Consider the following 20,531-nt stretch of genomic DNA (forward strand, 5'->3'; position numbering starts at 1 on the left):
GATTGTGATCAGGTCCGATACTCCGGCCGGCGTCACGAGGTTCCTCTCCGGCTGCGCGCCGCGAACGGGTGACCCGGCGTGCATCTGATTCTCAACTCGTTCGGTTTTGGTTTGGTGACCGCGTCAGTCCTTGCGTTGGCCGCCGTCGGCGTGACGTTGCAGTTTGGAGTCACCAACTATGTCAACTTCGCGTATGGCGAGTTCCTCACCGTCGGAGCATACCTAACCTGGATGCTCAACGTTCAGCTCCATGTCAATTTCTGGCTCGCGGCGGCCGGGGGCGCGATCGTGACAGGCCTCGGCGCCGTCGCCATCAGCGAGTTCGTCCTCAAGCCGTTTGTGCGACGCGGCGCGAGACTACTGTTCTTGCTCATCGTGACCCTCGGCCTGTCGTTGATACTTGCCAATGTGTTTCAGATACTCTGGGGCACCGACTTCCGAAAGTTCGCCATCGCCAATCAACAAGTCTTCTCCGCCGGCCCTCTCATTTTCACGCCGAACCAGATCATCATCATGGCGATTGGTATTGGAGCCATGCTCGCGATTCACTGGCTTCTCAAGCACACCAAACTGGGTAAGGCAATGCGTGCGATGTCTGACAATCTGAGCTTGGCCCGCGTAAGCGGCGTCGACACGGATCGCGTCACACGGTGGACGTGGTTCATCAGCGGGTGTTTGGCGGGCCTGGCGGGAGTGATGCTGGCGCTGAGCGCGGAGGGATTCCAGCCTTCATTTGGCGAGCAATTTCTGTTCGTCATCTTCGCGTCTGTGGTTCTCGGGGGCGTCGGCCAACCGTACGGTGCGATGCTGGGGGCTTTGATCATCGGCGTCGTGACGGAGATGTCGGCGGCGGTACTCAGCTCGGCCCTGAAGGGCGATGTGGCCTTCCTTGTGCTGATCGTGATGATCTTGATCCGGCCGCAGGGACTCATTCCCTCTCAGGGAAAGGCGTAGGCGATGAACGATATCGTCTATTACATGGCGACATTGGCCGTGCTGTTCTGCATCTACAATATCTTGACGTTGGGCCTCAATATTCAGTTTGGGTACACGGGCATTCTGGACTTCGCCTACATCACATTTCTGGCGGCCGGTGCCTACTTCGCCGGAGTCAGTGCGCTGCCGCGGGCGGGCGGAACAGATCAAGAGTACATCTTGGGATTGAGTTGGCCCTTCCCGCTTACGCTCGCGCTCGGTGCGGTGGTCGCGGGTCTTTTGGGGGTCGCGGTTGGTGGAACGATCCTGTCGCGCTGGAATCTACGCAGCGATTACCTTGGCATCGTTACGGTGGCGTTCGGTACGATCTGCTACGACCTGGTCGGCAACCTGACGCCCCTGTTCAATGGATGGTTCGGACTGCGGGGAATTCCGCAGCCGCTGAACCGCTTACTGAATCTCAATCCGAATACATACACCTTGTTCTTCCTGGGTGTCTGCGTCGTGATCATGCTGGTGCTGTGGCTCGTCGCGAACCGCATCTATCACTCGCCCTTGGGCCGCACGATGCGGGCGATCAGAGAAGATGTCGACGTTGCGGCGACGTTTGGCAAGGACACGGTGAAGGTGCGAATGCTTGCCATGTGCATCGGCTGTGTGTACGCGGGCATCGCCGGAGGTTTGTTGATCGAGTTTATTGGCGGAATTGCCCCTGACTCGTGGACCACCGCGGAGACATTCATCGTCTGGGCCGCGATGATTATCGGCGGGCAGGGGAACAATCTCGGCGCGGCGGTCGGTACGCTGCTCGTCACCGTGGTCTTCATCGAGGGTACGCGCTTTCTCCCCCCGGTGCCGGGGCACCCGTTGCTGATCGCTGCGGCCCGCAACATCGCGATCGGAGTCCTGTTAATCGTCACGCTGCGATTCCACCCCCAAGGGCTGGTTCCGGAACGCAGGGCGCGTGCCCCACGGGGTTGGCAGGCGCCGGGCGCCCCAATGCCGGCGTCATCGCTGAGCAACAACCCCGGGGTGGGGCGATGACCGGCGGCATTCTCGTTGTCGAAGGTTTGAACCATGCATTCGGCGGCGTGAAAGCGGTAGCGGGCTGCACCTTCAGTTTGGATGCGGGGCGCGTAGGCGCGCTGATCGGACCCAACGGCGCCGGCAAATCGACCGTCGTTAATCTACTTGCAGGCGCTCTCCCGCTGCAGCGAGGCAGGATCGTGTTTGAAGGTGGCGACATCGGCGGCTGGCCGATGTATCGCATTGCGCGGCGGGGCCTGATTCGGACATTTCAGCTATCGAGGGAATTCGGCGGCCTGAGTGTGCTGGAGAACATGCTGGTGCCCCCTCCGCACCAGCAGGGCGAGGATCTGCTGAACGCCTTGTTCCGCCCAAGTGTGGGACGATGCGAAGATCGCCGCCATGTGAGCAAGGCGCTGGAGGTCCTCAACACATTTGGTTTGTACAATCTGCGGGACCAGTACGCGCGAAACCTGAGCGGCGGTGAGAAGCGGCTCTTGGAGCTGGCCCGCGCGGTGATGGCCGAGCCGAAGCTGCTGGTCCTTGATGAGCCCATGGCCGGCGTGAACCCTGCACTCGTGGAGCGGCTGTGTGAGCACATTCTGCGGCTTCGCGAAGCCGGCATCACATTGCTTCTGGTTGAGCACAACCTGCGTGTCGTCGACCAGATTTGCGATCAGGTGATCGTCATGGCCTACGGCCGGACGCTGGCCGTCGGGCAAATGGCCGAGCTGCGCGCTCATCCTGAGGTGATTCGAGCGTACTTAGGGAGTGCCGAAGCGTGAGACAGGCTGCGGCGCATTGTGCGAGGTACGGGAATTGACTGCCGTTTGCGCGGAGCGCCTCACCGCCGGTTATGGGGCGGTGCCGGCCATCACGAACGTGTCCGTTCGCGCGGACGCCGGCTCCATTGTGGCGGTTGTCGGCCCGAACGGGGCCGGCAAATCGACGCTGCTGAAGGCCATGTTTGGGTTGCTTCGAGCCGTTGAGGGCACCGTCATGATCGGTGCGCAGGATGTGACCGGGTGGCCGCCGCACCGGATCGCACAATGCGGGATGGCCTACGTCCCGCAGGTGGACAACGTGTTCCCTTCGATGACGATCCTCGAGAATCTCGAGATGGGCGCCTTCATGCAGCGAGGAGACATCCGGCCGCGACTCGACAGCGTGTTCTCGATGTTCCCTGACTTGGCGGCGGCCAGGGGGCGGAAGGCAACGACGCTGAGCGGCGGTCAGCGAACCATGCTGGCGATGGCGCGCGGCCTCATGTTGGATCCGCAGGTGCTGCTGCTCGATGAGCCAACCGCCGGGCTTTCACCCCCCAACGTGGCCGTTGTTTGGCGGCAGGTTCGGCGCATCGCCGAGGCCGGGACGACCGTGTTCGTGGTGGAGCAGAATGTGGATCTCGCGATTGCGAACGCAACCTGGGTGTACGTGATGACCAATGGCCAGAACGCGATCGACGGGCCGGCCGACAGGATTGGGCAGCGAGATCTGGCGGAACTGTTTCTGGCGAAGGGGGTGGACCGGCAGCGAGATGTGTGAGGCATCGGCGAAGAGCACGAGACTGAGAGCCCGGGGGGTCATGCAGATGCGACGGAGTCGATTCGGCGGCGCAATGGTGGGTTTGGCGGTCATCGCCGTGGGCGCCTTGATCGCCACGTGCGGTGGAGCGGCGAGCTCGGGGGCCAGCCCGCCCATAATCGTGGCTGAGCTCTTTCCGCTTACGGGTCTTCACGCCCATGTCGGTCAGTGGTTCGTTCATGGGGCCCAGGTAGCGGTGGCCGATGTGAATGAGAACGGCGGGGTACTGGGGCGGCAGTTAAGCGTGATATCGGCTGATACCGGCGGAGACCCGACGGATGCGGTAACGGCCTGGCATCGGCTCTACCTACAGCACCCATCGTTCGAGATCGGTCCGGCCATGCCCGATTTCGACGGCGTCGCGGCATTATACGATCCGGCCAAGCTGGTGGAATTCACGGAGGCAGGATCAAACGCATTTGACCACATGACGTACAAGTATGTCTATCGTGCCAACCCTTCGGACTCTACCCTGAGTATTTCCATGGCGTACTATGCGATCTTCAAGCAATACAAGACGGCAGCTCTTCTCTTCGAGTCAACGCCCAACGCCTACGGAGAAGTGCCCGATCTTGTTGCGGCGTACAAAAGACATGGTGGCAAGGTACTCGACATTGAGAAGTTGGCGCCGGGTCAGAGTTCATACAGAACGGAGATCCAGAAAGCCTTTGCGACCCCACCTCAGGTCGTCTTCATCGCCGTCTCGGTGGCGACCGCCAATACGGTATTTACTGAAATAAGGCAGCTTGGGCATCTCAACGTTCCGTTCGTCACCGACAATAGCAACGGTCCTGAGTTTGCGCAGGCCATGGGTCTCGATGACGCCAGCAAGTATCTGGTCGGTGCGAGCGGGGCTCCGCCTTCCGGACCGGCATGGCAGCATTTCACAGCCATGTATCAGAAGGTGGTGGGAAAGAATCAGCCGGATACGCTGTCGGAGAACATGTACGACGCGGTTGTGATCGCATCGCTCGCGATGACCGACGCCAAGTCGGCGGATCCGGCGATCTTCAACGACAAAATACTGGACGTGGCAAACCCCCCGGGGACGGTTTGTTACTTCTACTCTCAATGCCTCAAATTGCTGACCGCGGGCAAGAAAATCAGCTATCAGGGCGCGACCGGCAGCACGGGTTACAACAAATACCACAACATCTTCGGCACGTGGAGTATTCAGGGATGGACGTCAAGCGGAGAGCGTGTGCATCTGATGACGGTGCCGGCCTCCGCGATGTCGACATTCTGAACTCCGGTGTCATACGCGGTGGGATGCCGCGTGTGCCGCGGCAGAGCCCTGGAGTCGGGTCCGGCCGCGGCTGAAGGACGTGCCGGGGCGACCGCGGCGCACTGCGGGGAGGAGATCATGCGGTGAAGGCGTCAGACGGCTGGCTAATCGGAGTAGACATCGGCGGCACCTTTACCGACGTCGTCGCGGTGGACGGTTCCAGTGGAGCCTACGTGACCGGAAAGGTGTTGACGACGCCGCAGCCGCTGGACGGTGTGTTTCACGCGCTCGAAGCGATCCGTGCCAAGGCAGATGTCGAATTGCGCGGAGCTGAGTTTTTCGTCCATGCGACCACGCTGGCCTCGAATACGCTGATCGAGCGAACGGGAGCGAAAGTCGGCCTCATGACGACGGCCGGCTTTCGCGACATCATCGAGATCGGCCAGGAAGATCGGTATGACTTGTACGACCTTCAGATCGACCTTCCCACCGCTTTGGTGCCGCGTCAATGGCGCTGCGGGATCGTCGAGCGGGTGACCGCCACGGGCCAAATCCATACGCAATTGGACGGCCGGTCGGTGCTCGCGGCGATTGAGCAGCTGCGAGATCGGGACGCGATTGCGGTTTGCTTCTTGAACTCGTACGCTAATGGTGAACACGAAAAGCAAGCGGCAGAGATGATCGCCCGTGAGTGCCCCGATACATACTTCAGCACGTCGTCGGAGATCGCCCCGATTGTACGCGAATACGAGAGGTTCATGGCCGCAGTGATCAATGCATATGTCGGCCCGCGCATCTCTTCCTACCTGCGGGACTTGTCGGAATCGCTGCTTCGACGGGGGTTCAGCGGTCGCGTAGGCATCATGAAGTCCGACGGGGGCATGTGTTCTCCCGAAGAGGCGAGCCGGCATCCGGCGCGGATCCTCGAATCGGGGCCGGCGGCCGGGATCATCGCCGCAAGCGCAGTCGCGCAGCGGTCGGGAGAGTCGTTGAGCGTGGCGCTGGATATCGGAGGAACGACAGCCAAAGCCTGCTTGGTGAGAGAAGGCATTCCGGCCCTCACGGAGGAGCTGCGGGTCGCGAGGCTCCACAGACTTGTCGATGGGAGCGGTCTCCCGTTGCGGCTGCCGAGTCTTGACTTGATTGAAATCGGCGCCGGCGGCGGCAGCATCGCCTCGATTAACAGCCTTGGGCTGCTTCAAGTTGGGCCTTCCAGCGCGGGTGCAAACCCCGGCCCGGCGTGTTACGGACGGGGGGGGGAGTTGCCGACCGTTACGGATGCCGACGTGGTGTTGGGTTATGTGGGAGCCGCCGACTTTGCGGGCGGCGATCTTCAGCTGAACGCCGCACGCGCCCATCAAGCGATCGAGACGCACATACTCAGCAGGACCGGCACCCGCGATCCGATTGTGGCCGCGTGGGGCATCTACGATGTCGTGAATGAGAACATGAGCCGTGCCGTACGCCTGCACTGCTTGGAACACGGCATCGATCCAGGCGCGGTCACGCTGATTGCGACCGGAGGCGCGGGGCCGGTTCACGCCTCCGGAATCATGTCCAAGATCGGAGCTGTTCGCGTGATCTGTCCCGTGGATGCGGGTGTTGGCTCGGCCATCGGGTTGTTGCTTGCACCTCGGACCGTCGACCAGTCGGTGGCCCAGATCGTGCAACTGGAAGATCTCACTCCCGACGAGCTGCGGCGCCGTCTGCTGGCAGTAGAAGGGGAGCTGCGCTCCGGACAAACCGAGAACGGTGCTGCCATGACGGCGACTCACCACCTGAATATGCGGGTCCAGGGACAGGCGTATGATGTGGAGTTGCCGGTTACCCCGGAGGCGCCGCTCGACGGATTGGTCCACGCGTTTCGAAGGGAATATGAGGTGAGGTTCGGGAGGCCGCCGTGGCCCGGGAAACTGGAGATCGTCGGCTGGGGTGTGCGACTGACTCAGGCGCCGTCCGCCACGCCCCGCCGCAAGAGGCTCACGGCTTCCCAGCCCCGATCCGCAACGACCCGCCGTGCATATTTCGGACCACGCCGCTCGTGGATGGACGCCAAGGTGCTGGACCGCGCGTCCTTGTCTCCCGGCATGAGCGGCGCGGGTCCGATCTTGATTCAAGATGAAGCATCGACAATCGTCGTAGGACCTGCGCATCGCATGACCGTGGATCGGGAAGGAAATGTCGTGATCCATTCCGCCAACGGAGCCGGCCTTAATGACTAGCCATGACGGCCTCGCCGCCGGGTCGACATCGGTCCAATCCGATGGCGCCGCCGGTGGTCTCGACGCGTTCATCGAGCTTGAAATCGACAGAGGCCGGCTGCAGGCGATCGTGGACGAGGCGGGCGTGGTGCTGATGCGCACCGCGTTCTCAACGATTGTGCGAGAATCAAAGGACTTTACCTGCGCGATTCTCACAACCGACGGCGCCACGGTCGTTCAATCGGCGCAGAGCATCCCCGCCTTTCTTGGAAGCATTACCCACACCGCGCGTGAGATCCTGGCTCAATTTCCATTGGCTGAGTGGACGCCGGGAGACGTCCTTGGCACCAACGATCCGTGGATGGGAACCGGGCATTTGTTTGACCTCACCCTCTTCGCCCCGGTCTTGGTCGATGGCAAGATCGCGGCGCTTGCCGGTGTCGTGGCACATCTGCCGGATGTGGGCGGACGAGGTCGAGATGCTGCCGCGGCGGAGATATTCGAGGAAGGTCTGCGCCTGCCGCCGATGCGGTTTGCAAGCACGCAGGGGCTGGATGCTGTTGTGTCCCGTCTGATCGAGGCAAACGTCAGACTTCCAGAACAGGTCATGGGGGATATCAGCGCGCTGCTGAATTCTCTCGGGACGATCACGGAGCGCCTGGCGGGTCTCTGCGGTGAAATAACCGTTGGGCGGTTCCACCATACGTGTCGCGAGTTGGCCACGCGGACTGAGGCATACATGCGCAGCGCGATCCTGGCCATTCCAGACGGCACATATCGATCGGTCCTCGCAGCGGAGCGGGTTGGTCATTTGAGTTTTACCGTTAAGGTGTGCGTAACGGTCGAGGGCGATCGGATCCTGGTGGATTTCGCGGGGTCATCACCGCAGGTGCCGGCAGGCGTGAATGTCGCGCTCTCCTTCACCACCGCGTACACGGTCTACGGCCTGAAGTGTCTCTTGGCGCCTGCTCTGCCGCTCAATGAGGGAATCTTCGCTCCAATCAAGGTGGTGGCTACCGAGGGCTCCATCGTCAACAGTAAGTTTCCTGCCGCAGGCTCCGCGCGCAGTTCCGTTGGACATTTCATCCCCACGTTGCTGTTTGATGCCCTTGCCGAGATCGTGCCCCACGACTGCATTGCGGAGTGCGGGGCCCCGAGACCGATCATGAACCTGCGGGGAACCGACCGGGAACGGGGGATGTTCTCGCCACTCATCATCGCGGCCGGCGGCTTCGGAGCACGTGCCACGAAGGACGGGCCGTCATGCCTGGCCTTTCCCACCAATACGGAGTGCGCACCGATAGAGATGATCGAGGCAACTGCGCCGGTTCTGTTCCGAGAGAAGGAGCTCATTATTGACTCGGGCGGCGCCGGGCTGTTTCGAGGCGGTCTGGGGCAGCGGGTCGTCGTGGAGTGCCTTGCCGATCATGCTGAAGCGTTCGTCCGCGCGCAGCGGTTAAGGCGACCGGCACGGGGCATTTTAGGTGGACGTCCGGGGGGCCTCGCGGCGATCGTCGTCAACGGCAAGGCGGTCTACAGCCCCTTGCGGAAGATTCATCTGCGGAGGGGCGACACGATCGCAATCCACTCGCCCGGGGGCGGCGGATATGGTCCCCCGACGAGCCGCGCCAGGGATCTGGTCGAGGAGGACGTGCACAATGGATATGTGTCGAGCGAGAAGGCAGCAGCCCTATACGGCGCCCAGCCGGAAACGGGCGCCGTCAAAGAGGGTGGTCGGCAATGACTGAAATGTGCGTGCTGGCGCCGACGGGCTCGCTGGGCGCCGGATACCGGCTTGAGTCTCTCAAACGGGCGATGGCCTGGAAGCCGGATTTCATCGGCTGTGATGCAGGGTCGACCGACAGCGGCCCGTACTACCTGGGGTCCGGGGCCCTTCATTTTTCGGCCGCGGCGATGCGCCGGGACCTCCAGCACATGCTCGCGGCGGCGCGCGACGCCCGTATACCGCTGTTGATTGGTTCCGCGGCCACCGGAGGAGCAGATAATCAACTCGCGGTGGTTGTCGGGATGGTTGAGGAGATTGCCCGGCAGGCCGACCAGCATTTCCGTTTGGGGGTCATCCATTGCGAGCCGCCGAGAGAGTACCTGCGAGGCAAGTATCGTGACAAGAAGATTCGTCCATTAGGCACGGCTCCCACTATCGATGAGAACATCTTTGATCGAAGTGCGCACATCGTTGCGGTGGCGGGGGTAGAGCCGTTTCAAGCGGCGTTGGACCTCGGGGCCGATGTCGTCATCAGCGGACGGGCCACCGACGCATCGATTTTCGCCGCCATACCGATGCGTGCCGGCCTTCCCGCGGGACCGGTGTGGCACGCCGCCAAGGTGCTCGAGTGCGGCGCCGCGGCGGTGGTGCATCGTCAATATTCGGACCCATTGGTCGCCTGGATTCGCGATGACCACTTTGTGGTTGAGCCGCCCAATCCGGACTATCGCTGCAGCCCGATCAGCGTCGCCTCGCACAGCCTATATGAGAATGGATCCCCGATTGAACTCATTGAGCCTTCCGGGACTCTCTGGCTCGATCGCGTCACCTACGAGGCGGTCAGCGAACGTGCCGTGAAGGTCAGCGGAAGCCGCTTCGAACCATCCAACGTCTACACGGTCAAGCTGGAAGGCGCCGAACTCGTGGGCTACCAAACCGTGGTCATTGGGTCCATCCGCGATCCCGTGATCCTCAGTCAATTGGACGGATGGTTGGAAGGCATGCAGGCTACCGCGCGGCGCCGGTTAGAGGACATTTTCGGCACCGAAGATTCCGCTTCAATCCAGATCGGCATCCGCCGCTATGGGAGCAATGGAACGCTGGGCAAGCTTGAGCCGGATCCCCGCATTTCACATGAGGTGGCGCTGGTGTTCGAGACGACGGCCGGCAACCAAGAACTCGCCGCGTCGGCGGCGAAGGCCGTAACCCACATTGCGAGTCACTATTCGGTTCCGGAGTGGTCTGGTTTGATCAGCGCGCTGGCGTTTCCACACTCGCCAATGGAGCTGAACCGGGGTCCCGTGTACCGTTTCAATTTCAACCACGTGCTCGAGCTTGAGGATCCACTTGAACCGTTCTCGATCGAAACGTTGAACGTCTAAGATAGGAGTGAGTGCCCCATGGCACGCCTGGCGGAACTGGCGACGCTGATCCGGAGTAAAAATGCCGGCCCGTTTACGTTGACGATCGACATCATGTTTGATGATCGAGCCACGTACGACCGTGTGATACGAAGCGGCGTATTGAATCGGGCCCGAATCAGCTCGATCTACAATTTGAAGGAGGAAGACGTCAACATCTTCCCGTACGCGCCGGCGCATGCGATAAAGGTCACATTCCCGCGGCCCGTGACATCAGGCGACTTGGCAGACGGCGATGTGCTCGGCGGCCAACAATACGCGCCACTGGTCGATCTTCTGATCGAGTAACAGGAGTGACGTAGCCTTCCGTATCGAGGCGTGCGGCGGTGCGGGCGCGCGTGTTCGGCGGAGCATCGCTGTCGCCGGAGTTCCTAGCACGAGAACGGTGAGTACGGACTGCGTTTTTGACTGCAATCGAACATATTAATGTATTGACATCTAAACATCATACTATTATAGTTGTGGTAATCGAATAGCGACGACTGCCGCGGGCCACGGTGCGGCGGCAGCGTAGGGGCCGGGCGACCCTCGAGTGGAACGCGGAGCAACGGGTGAGCGAGTGGTGGACTGGCCACGCCTATCAACGCGCTGATGGTTTTCGGACGGGCTCGGGGTTTTGAACGAGCCAGTAGGTCGAGAATGACGGTTTAGTCAGTAAGGTGCGCGGCAAAAGAACTCTGTGCGCACGAGTGTTCTAGGGTCGTAACGGCAATCGTTTGAACACGCGAGTGCGCGCGTAGACGAGGCACCCGTTGAGGTGGACGCTTCACCCCCCTCAGAAGCGCCGGGCCTGACCAGCCCCCTCGTCGACGCGCGTCCCCGCGTGTCCGCGTTTTCCTGATCCGTCCCGCACCTCGGCTCCCGCTCTCCAAATCTGCTTCGACAAGGAGATGATCGCCATGCGCTCATGGGAGCGCGCGGCGGCGGCGCTTGCGTGCCTCACGCCGCGCGACCGTGCGTTGCTTCGCGTGCTGCACGACCTCCGTTACCTGACGTGCGAGCAGGCGCACCGCGCGTGCTATCCCGGTCTTGCGCCGCGCAGCGTCCGCGCCCGTCTCAGCAACCTGCGGCATCGCGGGCTGATCGCCCCGCTCCGCCGCGGCGTGTTTGCCGACCGGCGCATGTTCTGGGGCCTCGGCCCGCTCGGCCGCACCGCAGCGGCCGCCCTGGAAGCCGTGGACGGCGGCGGCGGGAAAGGGGACGGCTCCGCCGCGCCATCGCGGTCGATCGTGATGGCGGCCCTGCAGCTCGAGCACCTCAGTGGGACAAACGATCTGTTCTGCGATCTGTGCGAGACCGCTCGGACGGTCCGCCTGCCGCCCTGGCGCTGGCTGGCCGGTTTCCGATCGGCCGTGGATCTCGGGCAAACGCGCCTGGTGCCGGACGCGGCGGTGCTGATCGCCGGCCCGGACGACGGATGGTGGACATACTATGTCGAGCGCGACCGCGGGACGATGCCGCTCCAGGCGATGCGCGACAAACTGGAGCGGTACGCCCTACTGTTCAGGATGGCCGCCGCGCAGTCCGGCGACCCCGCATGGCAGGCGCGCGCCGACGCATGGCTGCTGTTCTCCTGCGACGATCTCCGCCGGGCGGAGCGCCTGGCCGCCCTCGCGGCCGGCGCCGGTCTCGAGCGGGTGTGGGCCGGCCTGGCCAATGCGTGCGCGGCCGGTCTCGCGGGAGCACTCTGTGACGTATCCCCGCCGCGACAATGTCCGGCGCTGCCTTCGTGGGCGCGCGGCGCGCTCGCGGTGTCCGATACCAGCCAATCAACCGAGGAGGAGCCGGTATGAACCGTATATCGATCACCGTCCGTCTGATGCTTGCCGGATTCGCCCTGGCCGTCCTGTCGCCGCTGTTCCCCGGCCTTCCGGCCGTCGGCGTGATCCTCGCGTGCGCCGCCTGGGCCTGCCTGATCGGCGCGTACGCCGCTGCGCGGTGCGGCCAGCGCCGGACCGTCGCCCCCCCGGCCGGCGCCGTGTGGGCGGAATGGCCCGACGTCTCAGACCTGACGCGGCCCGGCGCGCTGCTCCTCGGCCTGTGGCCGGGGTCGCGCGCGCCAATGTACGTCGATGACGAGCAGGCCTCCGCGCACGCGCTCGTCCTCGGGCCGTCCGGGACCGGCAAGAGCGCCGGCGTCATCGCGCCGAACGTGCTGCTGCGGGATCCGTCGAGTGAAAGCGTCGTCGTGCTTGACGTAAAGACCGGCCCGCGCTCGCTGTGGAACACCACCGCCGGCCGCTACGGCGGCCGCGCGCACCTGTTCTGTCCGTTGCTGGACGGCTCGATCCGGTACAATCCGCTGCATCGGGCCGGGACGATCGGCGACGCGCAGCGCACGGCGGCGCTCCTGGTCCACAACACGACCCCGCGCGATCTCTCCGGCGACGCACAGGTCTACGCCTCCGCCGCCGCCGACCTGGCCGCGCTCCTCTTTCTTCACGCACAGGGCGCCCGCGCCGCCGGCGGCCACACGGTCGGATCTGTGTACCGGGTGCTGCTCGGCGGCGCGGGGATGGTTCGGGCCACGCTCGCGGGAAGCCCGATCGCCGAAGTGCGGGAGCGGGCGGGGGTGTTCGCGGCGCGCGAGCGCCGCGTGCGGGACGCGGCGGTGACCGGACTGCTGCAGCGCCTCGCGGCATGGGCCGACCCCGCGATCGATGACGCGACCTCCGGCCATTGGGACCTTGGGCAGCTGGGCCGAACGCCGTCCGCGCTCTACATTCTCCTGCCCGAGCCCGAGGCCGCGCGGCTGCAGCCGCTCGTGGCGTGGCTCGTCGCGGATCTGCTGGACACTTTGATCGACCAGGCCGATCGCGGCGAGCAGCGGTGTCCCGTCCGCGTGTATCTCGATGAATTCCGCCGATTCGGATATCTCGCCGGACTGAGCGACCGGCTCCCGACGCTCCGCGAGCGCGGCGTGAGCGTCGTGCTCGGGGCGCAGGTGCTGAGTCAGATCGAGGACGTGTACGGCGCGCGGGACGCGCGCTCGCTCGTCGCCAACACCGAAACGAAGCTCATCTTCCGGGCGGGCGACATCGAGACCGCCCGAACCGTGAGCGCGTGGCTCGGGCAGACGACGGTGCCGGTGATCTCACGGACGATCGCGCCCGGAGGCGCCCGCGCCACGGTGCAACCCTACGTGCGGCCGCTCGCGATGCCCGACGACATCCTGCGGCTTCCCGACAACACCGTTCTCGCGCTGGCCGGCGCCCGCCGTCCGTTCGTGCTCCGTCAGGCACGCTGCTTCGATGCAACTGTCCGCGCGCTGCTTGGCTTCACGCGACAAGAGCCGCCGTTTGCCCTGCGGCCACGAACGAGTCGTGCGCCGGCGGCGGCACCGGCGGCCGCGGCCGCCGCCCCCGCGGCGCCCCAACCCGCACCGGCTCCGCGCCGGCGGCCGGCGCCCCGACCGCACGGCGGCGTGCGCGTCTCTCCTTAGATGGTTCAGTCCGCCTGCTCGGTGACGAATCCGCGGATTGCTTCCACCGAGGGGATGAAATAGTAGGCGCCGGTCAGCGCCTTTGTGTAATTGGTCAGCGCATCCCGAACGCCGTCGGTGACCCCGGCCATACTGTCCAGCATCCCGGCGAGGCGCTGTTGGTCGGCGCTGAAGCCGACGAACACCGTGCCGTGGTTCGTGACCGTGCCGTACGGCATGTTCCGGCGGAAGATATGGCCGAACGTGTCCTGATCGGTCCGGGCGACGTGAGAGTCGGAGGGCTTCGGGTCCAGCTCGACGCTGTCGGGTTTGCGCCGGCCGATGACGCGCTCCTGCGCAGCAACATCGAGCGACTCCCAACGGGCGGCATCGTGGCCCCACTTTTGAAGCAGCAGGACGGTGCCGCCCGCGCCCGGTGTTCCCTTCGGCACCGCGAGCACCTCGGGGGCCTCCAGCAGGCTTGGGTTTTCGGTCCCGTCGATAAAGCCCGTGAGGTCGTGGTCGTAGCGATAGGGCCAGCTCGATGTCTCCTCGGCGACCGACGCGAGACCGGCGAGCGCGGCGATCGCCTGGCGCGATTCGTCGAACACGACGTCGTAGGCGCTGCCCGAGAGCCAGAGCACCGCGTCGTGCTGCGTGGCCGGCATCACGTACCCGTCCGCTCCGCGGATCTCGCGGTTGAAGCCGGTGACGCCGGGCGGTATTCCACCGGGCACCGCGCCGCGCCACAGTTCGGGTCGGAATCCCGAAACCAGATTGATCCCGCCGATCGTGGTGCGGGGTTCCCGGAGGTTGGCCATCGTGGTGATCAGGTCCGAGGGGTTCTTCCCGCGCCGCAGATCGAATTCGAGATAGGCGTGCGAGGTGGTGCCGAGGGCAAAGATTCCACTCTGGGGCGTGCCCATCGCGTCCTCTCCGTACCCACCGGTGGAGCCGTCGGACTGGAGTTCCGAACCCGACGCCCCAACCCCTTCGCGGCGAAGCGTGCGACCTGCGGGGCGCGGCGAAGCGCCGCGGCCGGATGAGTAGGGGCGCCAGCCGGCCGCGCAGAAGGCGAAACGAATGAACGGCAGCGCAGACGTGGTCATTATCGGCGGCGGGATCGTGGGCATCTCGGCCGCCTACTTCCTGAGCGAGGCCGGCGTGCGCGACATCGTCGTCCTCGAACGGGCGACGGTGGGCGCCGGCGCCACCGGCCGGGCGGCCGGTGTCATGCTGGTGCAGAGCGGTTCGGACGCCGATCTCAGCTTTCAGTTGGAGGCCGTCGCCGTCCACCGGCGCTTCCACGAAGAACTCGGGACCGACCTGCGCGCGACGGGATCGCTGCTGCTCTGGCGCTCGGCCGGCGACGCGCAGGCCGCGCGAGAGCGGCTCGGGTTTCACGCGGACCGCGGAATCATCATGGAAGCCCTCGGTCCCGACGACCTTCGCCGCGAGTTTCCGTATCTTGCGGCCGACGACGTGGCCCTCGGCACGTACACCGGTGTCGATCAATGGGCGACGCCGCTTGCCACGATGCAGCGGCTCGCCGACGCCGTCCGCGGCCGCGGCGTCGTCGTCCGGGAAGGCACGCGTGTCGTGGACGTCGAGACCGACGGCAACCGGGTGCAGCGGGTCGTGACGAATGACGGCGGCGTGGCCGCGGGGAGCGTGATCAACGCCGCCGGGGCCTGGGCCCGCGATCTCGGCGAACTGAACGGCGTACGCGTGGCGGTGTCGCCGCGGAAGCGCCAGGCATTCATCCTGGAGCCGCCGCCCGGGGTCCCATCCGACTCGGCCTTTATAATGGAAGAAGCGGACGATTTCTACTGCAAGACGCGGGCGGAAGGGCTCATTATGGTCTGCGGGCAGCCGCCGGGCGAGACGCTCGACGACGTGGTGGAGTGGGGCTACCTCGACGACGCCTTGTCCCGCACGGAGCGGCGGATTCCCGCGGCCCGCTCCATGCCGATCGTCGGCGCCTGGGCCGGGATCCGGCCGGTCTCCCCCGACGGCAAGCCGTCGTTGGGGCCGGCTCCCGGGCTCGAAGGCTACTATGTCGCCGGAGGCTTCGGCGGCCAGGGCTTCACCCAGGGTCCGCTCGGCGGCCGCCTCGTGGCGGAATTGATCACGACGGGCCGGCCGAGCCTCGACCTGGCGCCCTTCCGGCCGGACCGCGCCGTCCGTTCGCCGCGGCCGCGCTGACGCGCGGCGCGCGAATCCGCATGTGGATCGACGCGCATCTGCATCTCGACGCGGCTGAATTTGAGCCCGATCGTGACGAGGTCGTGGCGCGCGCCGCGGCGGCCGGAGTCGGGTTGATGGTCTCCGCCGCGACGACCGTCGCCGGCGCCGAACGCGTCCTCGCCCTGACCCGCCGTTTTCCCGCCGTCCGGGCCGCCGTGGGCGTGCATCCCGAGCATGCCGGTGAGGTGGATGCGGCCGCCATCAACGCGCTCGAGCGCCTCGTCTCCGATCGGGCGGTCGTCGCGATCGGCGAGACTGGTCTCGATTACGTGCGCGGCCTCGCCGCCAAGGCGGCGCAGATCGACGCGTTTCGCGCGCAGGTCCGGCTGGCGCGCCGGCTCGACCTGCCCGTTGTGGTGCACGATCGCGAGGCGCACGACGATGTCGAGCGGATACTACGAGAGGAAGGCGTGTCCAAGGTTGTGCTGCACTGTTTTTCGGGCCCGCCGGAGATGGCCGTGCGCTGCGCCGCGTCGGGATGGATGATCTCGCTCGCGGGGCCGGTGACTTTCCGAAACGCGGGGAGCCTTCGGGATGTGGCGCGGGCGCTGCCGGATGACCGGCTGCTGGTCGAGACGGACGCGCCGTACCTCAGCCCGGTGCCGGTGCGGGGGCGCCGGTGTGAGCCGGCCTTCGTCATCCACACGGCGCGCGCCGTCGCGGGTCTGCGCGGCGTCTCGCTGGACGCGCTCGAAGCCGTGGTGGAGCGGAACGCGCGCCGCGCCTTCGGCGTTTCGGAAGAGAGGTCTCCGTCGGGGAGCGACGAACGGTCGGCGGAGAAGGAGCGGTGAGAAGCGGGATGATGAGACCGTGGCACAGCCGCCGCAGGGTCGCGCTGCTGCTTGCGATCGCGACCGCGGTGGTGCTGGTCGGGATGCCGGGCGAGCAGTCCTCCGTCTCCGCATTGACGTTTCCGTCGACCGCGGATGAGGTCAAGTTCGGCGCCCAGACCGCCAAGCAGATCGAATCGCAGTTCCGCCTCATCAACGATCCGGCGCAGGTGGCCCGTCTACAGCGGGTGGGCGACGCGATCGCGCGCGTCGTGGAACGCCAGGACCTCCCATACCACTTCAAGATTGTCGCGGTGCCCGGCATCAACGCACTCTCGATCCCCGGCGGGTGGGTGTACGTGACCGAGGGCATGATGCGGTTCGTGCGCTCCGACGACGAACTCGCCGCCGTGTTGGCGCACGAGATGACGCACGTCAACCACCGGCACTACTACATTCAGGCGGACCGCGAGCGGCATCTGACACCCGCGCTGCTGGTCGCGTTGGCCCTGTCCATACTCGCGCATTCGCCGGCGCCGCTGCTCGGCGCCCAGGTCTCCCTGATGGCCGTCATGAACAATTACCAGCGCGACCTGGAGCACGAAGCCGACCTCAACGGGGTGACCTACCTCACGAAGACCGGCTACTCGCCGGTGGCGATGCTGACCCTGATGGAGCACCTCGCGCAGGAAAGCCGGTTCACCGCGCACCCCGATCCGACGGGCCTCGAGGACCACCCGCTGCCGCAGGAGCGGGTCGACTATATCCGGGCCGACCTGCAGAGCCGCCACGTCCCGATCGTGCGCCGTCCGGTGGAGGGTTACCTTCGCATCGCGCTCGAGCCGGCGCAGCCCGCCCCCGGCGCGCCGGTGACTATTCGCGTCGACGGCCAGCCGATCGTGACGCTGGGAGCGGCCGTCAACGGCCAGGCCGCGGCCGACCGCGCCCTGGCCCTCGCCGTCCGGCTCAACACGTTCTTCAACCGGGACCCCGAGCCGTTCGACGTCCGGGCGGTCGCGGCCGGCGGCACGTGGAGCGTCGTCGGGGGAGAGATGCCGCTGTTCGAGGTGACCCCGCAGGACGCCGCGTTCGCGCAGACGACAGCCGCGGCGCTCGCGGAGGAAATCCACGCGAGTCTCACGCGCGTGATCACCGCCGCGCCCTACGTCCGGAAGTTCTGAGTGGAGGTCCACGTCGCGTTCCTGCCGCAGGAGGCAGACGACGTGCGCCGGCGCGTCGCCGTGGTGATCGATGTGCTGCGGGCGACGACGTCGATCCTCACCCTCCTCGAGCGCGGCTGCGCGGAGGTCGTCGTCGCGCGGAACGTCGCGGCCGCCCGCCGCTATGCCGCGGAGAGCGCCGGGAGGCGTGTCGCGCCGGTGGTCGAAGCCGGCCGCCGCGGCGGTGATGACGCGCCCGCGGTCTCGACGCCGCCGGTCCGCACGGCCGGAGAAGAGGGCGGGCTCCCGCCGGAGGGTTTCGAATTCGGCAACAGCCCCGCGGCGTTCGCGCGCGCGGACGTCAGGGGAAGCCGGGTCGTGATCGCGACGACGAACGGTACCAAAGCGCTTCACGCCGTGCGCGGCGCGCCGGCCGTGTTCACGGCATGCCTGCGCAACCGGGCGGCCGCCGCGCGCGCGGCCGTCGAGGCCGCGCTCCGCGGCGGCTTCGATCTCACGGTGGTGTGCGCAGGACGGGAGGGGCGGTTCAGCCTCGACGACGCGTACGCCGCCGGCGGGGTGGTCGACGCGATCGAAGAGCAGCTTGCGGATCGGGCGCCGCACACCTCGACCGACGCGGTGCTCGCGGCGCGGACGCTCTACCACGCATGGCCCGATCCCGTCGACGTGTTCCGGCAGACGGCGGGAGGCCGGAATGTCGCGGCGATCGGACTCGAGGAAGACCTGCGCTACTGCGCGGTGCGGGACTGCTCGGAGCTCGTGCCGTGCGTAGGGAACCGGCTCACGCTGTTGGAGTGAGCGCCGTCCGGCTTCGCCCGGCCGTTGCGGCCGCTCCACTTGGCGATCTGCCAGGTAGCCTTGAGCTTCCCGGCGTATCCGCGGAGCAGCCCATGTTTCTCCAGTTTGGACAGGTGCGCGAGGCCGCCGAGCGGTACGGTGCAGCTGCGCAGCCCGGAGTTCTTGACGTGGCGGCTGAGGGCGGCCTCGACGCCGAAGCCGGTGCTCCCGAGGTCGGGGATCGCGTCGAGCACAGACCGCCGCATGGCCCGCTGGCCGGAGAAATTCGGGAATAACCGTTGCATCAGGTCCGGTTCAATTTGTCCAACGCTGACCTCCACCGCTCCCCGCAGGACGGGTCGAAGGAGATCCTCCACGTGACGGCTGGTGAGACCGAGCAGATCACCGTCGAGCAGCAGGATGACGCGGGCGTCCGTGGCCGCGAGCCCGGCGGCGATCGCACCGCCCTTGCCGAGGTTCTCGATGAGTTCAATGACCCGCGCGCCATGGGCGCGGGCCGCATGCCCGGTGGCGTCCCGCGATCCGTCGCTGACGACGACCACGTCGTCTACGAGGCCGCTGTGCTTCACGGCCGCCACCACGTCGCCGATCGTGCGTTCTTCATTGAAAGCCGGAATGATCGCCGCGACCCGGGGCATATTCCCTCCCGTTCACGGCCATGTTCCCCGATGATCCGGCGTTTCCTCCACTTGGCGCTGTGCGCGCTCGCGATCGCGCTTGCGGCCGGCGCCTTCGGCGCCACGGCGGCGCAGGCCGAAGAAGTGCTCCTGCGCGTCGGCGACGCCGCGGTGCCGCCGGGGACGATCGTCTACGGCGATGCGGTCGTGATCGGCGGCACGCTCGATGTAGGCGGCACGGTGACCGGCAACGCCACCGCGGCCGGGGGGTCCGTACACGTCAGCGGACACGTCGGCGGCGACGTGCGTGCCGCCGGCGGCAATGTCATCCTCGACTCCACGGCCGTCGTCGGCGGGACCGTCCAGGCGTCCGGCGGCAGCGTCCGCATCGCGCCGGGCGCCATCATCCGCAGAGCGCCGCCGGGCCATCCGGCGCCGCAGGCGCCCCCCGTTTCGCCGATACCGCCGATGCCGTTCCCGCCGCCATCGCCCGGGCCCTCACCGTCGCCGCTCCCGTGGCAGTTCCCGGGGCTGCCCTCGTGGATGCCGCCGTTCTTCGGCGTCCTGGCCGTGTGGAAGCTTGTCGGGGGCGTGCTGCTGCTGCTCGCGCTCCTCACTTTCGTCGTGACCGCCTGGGCCACGGCCGCGGTGTTCCCCGGGGTCACCGCGGCGGTCGCGGGCGCCCTCGAGCGGAGTCCCGCCGCATCGGTCCTCGCCGGCGCGCTGGTCTGGCTGCTCATCGGACCGGTCGCCGTGCTGCTCGTCTTGAGCGTCGCGGGCATCCTGCTCGTGCTGTTGCTCGTCTCCGCGCTGCTCATCGCGATTCAGCTGGGCATCAGCGCGGTCGCGGTACTTGTCGGGCACCGCGTGCGGCCTGGACGGCTCGCGGTCGAGGCGGCGGTCGGCGCGCTCCTGCTCGCCATCGCCTTCGCGGTTCCGCATCTCGGCTGGCTCGCGGGGTTCGCGGCCACGACCTGGGGGACCGGCGGTGTGGTTGTGGCCATTATGGAGCGGCGCCAACGCCACGGCCCGGTGCCGCCTGCGCCGCCGACGCCGTCCTCGTCCCCTCCGCCGGCGGTCCCCGCGCCGCCGGTGGCGTAGCGGCAGACGGCCTCCGCGTGTCTGTTATAATAGAAAGGTAGCGCGCGCCCGTAGCTCAGCGGATAGAGCGTCGGCCTCCGGAGCCGTAGGTCGGGGGTTCAAATCCCTCCGGGCGCGCCAGACTTTCCCGGTCCAACCCGGAGACATGGGTAACACTTCGTACCTAAGACATAGGTAACACTTTCGGCCCAAACGGATTGTCGAGCGGTTCGAGCACGCGCGTCTCGAGATCAAAGTAGCCCAAGTCATAGTCCATAAAGCTGACCAGCCAGATATC

18 protein-coding genes and 1 tRNA gene are annotated in these 20,531 nt (G+C 66.1%); 17 read left to right on the forward strand and 2 right to left on the reverse strand.

Annotated elements, in window-relative coordinates; all coding sequences use genetic code 11:
* Positions 1 to 78: 78 nt before the first annotated feature.
* The 11 genes from VKT83_05075 to VKT83_05125 all read left to right on the forward strand — a co-directional run bounded on the left by VKT83_05075 (position 79) and on the right by VKT83_05125 (position 13,561).
* Entirely contained in the window at positions 79 to 954 is an 876-nt protein-coding gene (locus VKT83_05075; protein HLY21824.1) for a branched-chain amino acid ABC transporter permease, read from the forward strand.
* Between the two features lie 3 nt (positions 955 to 957).
* Positions 958 to 1,980, forward strand: a complete 1,023-nt coding sequence (locus VKT83_05080; GenBank protein HLY21825.1) for a branched-chain amino acid ABC transporter permease — start codon at positions 958 to 960, stop codon at positions 1,978 to 1,980.
* Entirely contained in the window at positions 1,977 to 2,747 is a 771-nt protein-coding gene (locus tag VKT83_05085) for an ABC transporter ATP-binding protein (protein HLY21826.1), read from the forward strand. Before VKT83_05080 ends, VKT83_05085 begins: the two co-directional genes overlap by 4 nt.
* Complete coding sequence (locus tag VKT83_05090; GenBank protein HLY21827.1) at positions 2,734 to 3,507, forward strand: ABC transporter ATP-binding protein; 774 nt, start codon at positions 2,734 to 2,736, stop codon at positions 3,505 to 3,507. The genes VKT83_05085 and VKT83_05090 overlap by 14 nt, the downstream gene beginning before the upstream one ends.
* 82 nt (positions 3,508 to 3,589) lie before the next feature.
* Positions 3,590 to 4,792, forward strand: a complete 1,203-nt coding sequence (locus VKT83_05095; protein ID HLY21828.1) for an ABC transporter substrate-binding protein — start codon at positions 3,590 to 3,592, stop codon at positions 4,790 to 4,792.
* Between the two features lie 122 nt (positions 4,793 to 4,914).
* A complete protein-coding gene (locus VKT83_05100; GenBank protein HLY21829.1) occupies positions 4,915 to 6,993 on the forward strand; it encodes a hydantoinase/oxoprolinase family protein in 2,079 nt (692 codons plus the stop codon).
* Positions 6,986 to 8,716 carry a hydantoinase B/oxoprolinase family protein gene (locus VKT83_05105; GenBank protein HLY21830.1) on the forward strand — a complete coding sequence of 577 codons (1,731 nt, stop codon included), beginning with the start codon at positions 6,986 to 6,988 and terminating at the stop codon, positions 8,714 to 8,716. The genes VKT83_05100 and VKT83_05105 overlap by 8 nt, the downstream gene beginning before the upstream one ends.
* Positions 8,713 to 10,080 carry an acyclic terpene utilization AtuA family protein gene (locus VKT83_05110; protein HLY21831.1) on the forward strand — a complete coding sequence of 456 codons (1,368 nt, stop codon included), beginning with the start codon at positions 8,713 to 8,715 and terminating at the stop codon, positions 10,078 to 10,080. Before VKT83_05105 ends, VKT83_05110 begins: the two co-directional genes overlap by 4 nt.
* A gap of 18 nt (positions 10,081 to 10,098) precedes the next feature.
* On the forward strand, positions 10,099 to 10,407 hold the full coding sequence (locus VKT83_05115; GenBank protein ID HLY21832.1) for a DUF4387 domain-containing protein: 309 nt from the start codon (positions 10,099 to 10,101) through the stop codon (positions 10,405 to 10,407).
* Positions 10,408 to 11,018: 611 nt separating this feature from the next.
* The gene (locus VKT83_05120) at positions 11,019 to 11,912 is read left to right on the forward strand and encodes a replication-relaxation family protein (GenBank protein HLY21833.1); all 894 of its coding nucleotides are present in this window, start codon (positions 11,019 to 11,021) and stop codon (positions 11,910 to 11,912) included.
* Positions 11,909 to 13,561 carry a type IV secretory system conjugative DNA transfer family protein gene (locus VKT83_05125; protein HLY21834.1) on the forward strand — a complete coding sequence of 551 codons (1,653 nt, stop codon included), beginning with the start codon at positions 11,909 to 11,911 and terminating at the stop codon, positions 13,559 to 13,561. The genes VKT83_05120 and VKT83_05125 overlap by 4 nt, the downstream gene beginning before the upstream one ends.
* 5 nt (positions 13,562 to 13,566) lie before the next feature.
* Here VKT83_05125 and VKT83_05130 read toward each other — a convergent pair whose 3' ends face one another.
* A complete protein-coding gene (locus VKT83_05130) occupies positions 13,567 to 14,466 on the reverse strand; it encodes a Dyp-type peroxidase (protein HLY21835.1) in 900 nt (299 codons plus the stop codon).
* Positions 14,467 to 14,623: 157 nt separating this feature from the next.
* Between VKT83_05130 and VKT83_05135 the strand changes: the two genes are divergently transcribed.
* From VKT83_05135 to VKT83_05150, 4 genes are read left to right on the forward strand one after another with little or no spacing between them, the layout of a single operon-like run.
* The gene (locus tag VKT83_05135) at positions 14,624 to 15,745 is read left to right on the forward strand and encodes an FAD-binding oxidoreductase (GenBank protein HLY21836.1); all 1,122 of its coding nucleotides are present in this window, start codon (positions 14,624 to 14,626) and stop codon (positions 15,743 to 15,745) included.
* Positions 15,746 to 15,765: 20 nt separating this feature from the next.
* The gene (locus tag VKT83_05140) at positions 15,766 to 16,578 is read left to right on the forward strand and encodes a TatD family hydrolase (protein ID HLY21837.1); all 813 of its coding nucleotides are present in this window, start codon (positions 15,766 to 15,768) and stop codon (positions 16,576 to 16,578) included.
* Positions 16,579 to 16,586: 8 nt separating this feature from the next.
* Positions 16,587 to 17,738, forward strand: a complete 1,152-nt coding sequence (locus tag VKT83_05145; protein ID HLY21838.1) for a M48 family metalloprotease — start codon at positions 16,587 to 16,589, stop codon at positions 17,736 to 17,738.
* Positions 17,739 to 18,536, forward strand: a complete 798-nt coding sequence (locus VKT83_05150; protein HLY21839.1) for a 2-phosphosulfolactate phosphatase — start codon at positions 17,739 to 17,741, stop codon at positions 18,534 to 18,536.
* On the opposite strand, the gene VKT83_05155 is transcribed toward VKT83_05150, so the two are convergent.
* Entirely contained in the window at positions 18,467 to 19,174 is a 708-nt protein-coding gene (locus VKT83_05155; GenBank protein HLY21840.1) for a glycosyltransferase, read from the reverse strand. The two genes, VKT83_05150 and VKT83_05155, sit on opposite strands and share 70 nt — an antisense overlap.
* A gap of 30 nt (positions 19,175 to 19,204) precedes the next feature.
* On the opposite strand from VKT83_05155, the gene VKT83_05160 reads away from it, so the two are divergent.
* Together VKT83_05160 and VKT83_05165 are read left to right on the forward strand one after the other, a co-directional pair.
* Positions 19,205 to 20,254 carry a polymer-forming cytoskeletal protein gene (locus tag VKT83_05160; GenBank protein HLY21841.1) on the forward strand — a complete coding sequence of 350 codons (1,050 nt, stop codon included), beginning with the start codon at positions 19,205 to 19,207 and terminating at the stop codon, positions 20,252 to 20,254.
* 44 nt (positions 20,255 to 20,298) lie between these two features.
* Positions 20,299 to 20,374 (forward strand) — tRNA-Arg (locus VKT83_05165).
* Positions 20,375 to 20,531: the final 157 nt, after the last annotated feature.

This window comes from bacterium, from assembly GCA_035308905.1.
Classification (GTDB): Bacteria; Sysuimicrobiota; Sysuimicrobiia; order Sysuimicrobiales; family Segetimicrobiaceae; genus DASSJF01.